Raw genomic sequence first — 4,186 nt, 5'->3', positions numbered from 1 at the left:
AGGAGTCAGACTTCCATGCTGCTACGCAGCACCACTGATGAATGTAACAGGCAAGCTACCTTGCGGAGCGAACCGTAGAGCAGAGGAGCGTCGTGAGCGCAGTCGACGAAGCGTGAAGCCGCGCCACGGTTCACTCCAGGTATTACCCAAAGGTTTGGCGCGGTAGCGAGTCGACAAGCGAGCAGCTCCGGCGCGTGGTGAGCGGGCAAGGTAGCTTGCCGGCATGTTACAGGGCAGGAGTCAGGAGTCAGGAGTCAGGAGTCAGGGCAGGAGCCGGTAGGGATCTGGGTTTTTAGATCCGGTGTTCGTCGAGGAAAGTGTGAAGCCGTTCGAAAACGAGCCCTGCGATAAACCATTCCGGGGCCATGCGCAGGGTTATGTAGCCGTTAACATTGAGGGCATCGGTGTAGGTCCAGGGGCAAGCGCCGATTAACAGGCGGAGGAAGGCGCCGCTTATGTACTCGATGCTCCAGATCAGGATGAGGTAAGTAAACCCTCTGACCCACCATGGGTGATGGCTGATGCGGGAATGCAGAGGTTCGAGCAGAACCGCCAGGCCGTAAATCGGAAACATAACCACAAAACTAAAACCATGCATGCTTAAATCCCCAGCCAAGAGGGACGAGAGTCCGGTGTAAATCACTTCTACTGCTAAGCCGATGAGCCCATAGATAGCAAACCGCCTTAGTAATCGTAAGGCGGTACTTGTGTCTATCTCCAAACGGACCGCCTCCAAATGTTATACTAGGGTTAATATGGACGCTGAATGGGCTTAAGATGCGTGCCCCGGTTAGGGAGTTTTTGGCACAAAACAGTAAAGCAAAAAAGCTAAAGTATAAATGCTATGAATAAAGTGCGTATGATTGTATGTTCTGAGAAGCCGTTGAATATCCTAAAGATGGTTCCTGTATACGTTTTCCGTTTAGGGAGGAGGAAATTATGCGTAAAATTCGCAAAGCAGTGATTCCGGCAGCCGGCCTTGGGACCCGCTTCTTGCCGGCTACCAAAGCCCAGCCGAAGGAAATGCTGCCGATTGTTGATAAGCCCACCATTCAATATATCGTAGAGGAAGCGGTTGCATCCGGGATCGAGGATATCATCATCGTGACCGGACGGAATAAAAGGGCGATTGAAGACCATTTTGACCGTTCGGTTGAGTTAGAGATGTTTCTGCAAAAAGGGGAGAAAGAAGAGCTCCTGGATATGGTGCAGGATATTGCCCGCCTGGTTGATATTTATTATGTGCGCCAGAAGGAGGCTCTTGGCCTGGGTCATGCCATTTACAGCGCGCGCAAGTTTATCGGCGATGAGCCGTTTGCAGTCCTCTTGGGAGATGATGTGATCCAGGCGGATGTTCCCTGCCTGCGCCAGATGATCAAGATTTACGAGCGCCACGGGGCCAGTATAGTAGGGGTGCAGCAGGTTCCGCTGGAGGATACCTCCAAGTATGGAATTGTAGACGGGGAGAATTTTGGAGAGCGGGTGTACCGCGCTTTGGACCTAGTTGAGAAGCCGAGTCCGGAAGATGCCCCTCCGGCCCGCCTGGCTATCATGGGGCGTTATATACTGAATCCGGAGATTTTCGATATCTTAGAGAAACTCCCCCCTGGCAAAGGCGGGGAAATTCAGCTTACCGACGGAATTAGGGAATTAAGCAAACTCCAGGAAGTGCTTGCCTATGAGTTTGACGGACGGCGATACGATGTCGGGGATAAGCTCGGATTCTTGCAGGCTACGATTGAATTTGCGCTGCGGCGGGAAGATATCGCGCCGGAGCTGATGAATTACTTGGAGAGGTTAGTGCGGGAGGATTTAAGGAGAAACGATAGGTGAAGTAGACAGGAGTCAGGAGTCAGGAGTCAGGAGAATGACGTGAAGATATTGTGAATCCTTTTGCAGCCGTTTAGCACGGTTGCAGGGGGATTTTTTTGTACTGAGTTTTCTTTGTCGTATGTTAATGGTTTTTTCGCGAATTTATTACGGAGAAAAGCCGAACGTGCAGTATCTGACCAAGAGAGAGCGGAAAATGGGTTGGACAATTCAGGAAAAGCGACACACTTCTCCCCATAACACTTGGTAATATATAGAAGAAAATCCAAGGTTAGGAGGGAAGAGTATGCGTTTTGGGGGATTTGATCAACGACGAATCCTCACCCTGGCGGGTACCGTGGCTTTGGCCGGAGTCGTGGTAGCTGCCGGGGTCTATGGTCCAAGTGCCTGGAAAGTCTTACGCAATCAAGACCAGTCTGATCAAGTAGTTATTCAGTCGCCCGTTGTGGACAGCGGAGGCCAGAATACGGGGACACCGAATAATAATCCGAATGCTCCGAATTCCGGCACAAGTGCTCCGGCGGCTGTCGCCAGCCCCAATTTAAATGCAGCTCCCCAAGGAGATACTTCTGGGCCTAAGAAGTATAAAGAGCCTGACAGCAACCTTTTGGACAAGGCGCCGTCCATTGCGGGGTTCTTTGGTGAGGGCAATTTAAGTGAAGCGGCATTAACTGTGGCTTATGGGGCTGCTTGGAACATCCATCAGTATGTTGACGGATATCTCTTTGGTCCTAATGCCGGACCGCAAATGAATGAACAGGATATTAAAAAGTACATCGTCTTTCATAAGGCCGCTTGGGACGGCCAAGTGAAGAAGGAAGCTTCGGCAGCCAACGCCAAAGCTTTCAGCGATTATCTGGATGTTATGTTCAACCGGGGGATCGATGCCTTCGATGCCAAGGACAAAGCCCGGATTGAGCAGTTCCACCAGGAAATTCATGATCTGGACACGCATTTGTTCCGCAATGACAGCAGTTCCAAGATCTACGGAGCAACGCCTTTTGCCACGAAGCGGTAACGGGACAAGCTATAAGAAAAGATTTTGCGTAGACTTTCCAGGCCGGCTGATTCAGTTCAAGGGAAGTTGGGTGCGACAATATTCCCTTAAGCCTCCGTTGCAGCCCGTTCATTAGGGCACGGTACTGTATGAAAAGAGCTGGTGTATATGATTTGAGGCAAAACGCCGATGGGTTGATACGAAATCGGCGTCAACGCCAGGGGATGGACAAAACTTAATTAAATAATGTAAGAAGGACGTGCCAAAGGGCAGGTCCTTCTTACATGATTGCGATAAGTTTAACAGTTGTTGTTTGAAATGTCTAAAATCTCTTAGCCTTGGTCAAGCTATAAGTAAAATATTGGCAAAGGGGATTTTGGACTTATGCGTAAAATGAATTGGCTGATTACCTCGGTCGCTTTAGGGTTAGGAATGGTTATCGGCATTTTAGGATTTGCCATGGTTTCAAATACCACGGCTTCAACACCGGAATTTATTAAGTTCCTCAAGGGAGAAAATTCTCAAACTCTGCTGGGCGCGAATACCCCCGGAAATGCCTCCGGCACCAATACCCCTGGGGCTAATGCCGGGGATAGTGCCGGCGAAGGAAGTGCCGGTGAATCAGGCAGCCCAAACCTTCCGTTTAGCCCGGCATTTGGGGATTATAATCTTGAGCCGGAAGGGGATATAGAGACCGACTCAGAGATTCCCAAGGAAACGTCGGATCAAATCATCTCCGACTATAAGCAAGACCTGGGAGTATTCTTCGACGCTTGGAAATCAAAGGACATGACCACGCTTCGCACCAAGATGGCCAAAGCGTATACCGGCGCCCTGCTTGAAAAGCATGCTTCAAGAGCAGAAACATTCCTGAACCAAGGAGTAGGCTTAGATGTGATTGCCATCAACTTTGACCGGGTGACGGTCGAGAAAGCGGATTTAAACACCGCGACGGTAAGGGCGGATTACCGCTATACCTCCAGGGACTATAACGTGGTTGATTCCGCTCCCGTGGGGGAGGCCCATGAACAGACAGTTCATGTCCGGGTGAATTTGATTAAGGTGAATTCCCACTGGTTGATTGCCGGGGAGACCGTGATTCCGTAAAGATCAGGAGTCAGGAGTCAGGAGACAGTAGTCAGGAGTCAGACTTCCATGCTGCTACGCAGCACCACTGATGGATGAAAATAGCCAAGGTGCATTACCCGCTCACCACGCGCCGGAGCTGTTCGCTTGTTGATTCAGCTACAGCGCCAAACCTTAGGGTAATACCTGAAGTGAACCGTGACGCTGCTTAACGCTGAATCAACTGCGCTCTCGACGCTCCTCTGCTCTACGGTTCGCTAAGTAATTGCCCCT

General features: G+C 50.5%; 4 protein-coding genes. 3 read left to right on the top strand and 1 reads right to left on the bottom strand.

The window, feature by feature from the left end:
* Positions 1 to 292: 292 nt before the first annotated feature.
* Positions 293 to 721 carry a putative ABC transporter permease gene (locus tag J0X21_RS09565; RefSeq protein WP_209011374.1) on the bottom strand — a complete coding sequence of 143 codons (429 nt, stop codon included), beginning with the start codon at positions 719 to 721 and terminating at the stop codon, positions 293 to 295.
* Positions 722 to 939: 218 nt separating this feature from the next.
* Here J0X21_RS09565 and galU point away from each other — a divergent pair, with 218 nt between their 5' ends.
* From galU to J0X21_RS09550, 3 genes are all read left to right on the top strand, one after another.
* On the top strand, positions 940 to 1,833 hold the full coding sequence (galU, locus tag J0X21_RS09560) for a UTP--glucose-1-phosphate uridylyltransferase GalU (protein WP_206811980.1): 894 nt from the start codon (positions 940 to 942) through the stop codon (positions 1,831 to 1,833).
* A gap of 283 nt (positions 1,834 to 2,116) precedes the next feature.
* Positions 2,117 to 2,848, top strand: a complete 732-nt coding sequence (locus J0X21_RS09555; protein ID WP_206811979.1) for a hypothetical protein — start codon at positions 2,117 to 2,119, stop codon at positions 2,846 to 2,848.
* 363 nt (positions 2,849 to 3,211) lie between these two features.
* The gene (locus J0X21_RS09550) at positions 3,212 to 3,934 is read left to right on the top strand and encodes a hypothetical protein (RefSeq protein ID WP_206811978.1); all 723 of its coding nucleotides are present in this window, start codon (positions 3,212 to 3,214) and stop codon (positions 3,932 to 3,934) included.
* Positions 3,935 to 4,186: the final 252 nt, after the last annotated feature.

Source organism: Paradesulfitobacterium ferrireducens, from assembly GCF_017310645.1.
Lineage (GTDB): Bacteria > Bacillota > Desulfitobacteriia > Desulfitobacteriales > Desulfitobacteriaceae > Paradesulfitobacterium > Paradesulfitobacterium ferrireducens.
Note: the sequence above shows the minus strand (reverse complement) of the source record. Positions and strands in the feature narration are given on the sequence as shown.

Excerpts from the sequence above, each read along its gene's own strand:
- galU (WP_206811980.1), top strand. The coding sequence starts at position 940 with ATGCGTAAAATTCGCAAAGCAGTGATTCCGGCAGCCGGCCTTGGGACC.
- J0X21_RS09555 (WP_206811979.1), top strand. The coding sequence starts at position 2,117 with ATGCGTTTTGGGGGATTTGATCAACGACGAATCCTCACCCTGGCGGGT.
- J0X21_RS09550 (WP_206811978.1), top strand. The coding sequence starts at position 3,212 with ATGCGTAAAATGAATTGGCTGATTACCTCGGTCGCTTTAGGGTTAGGA.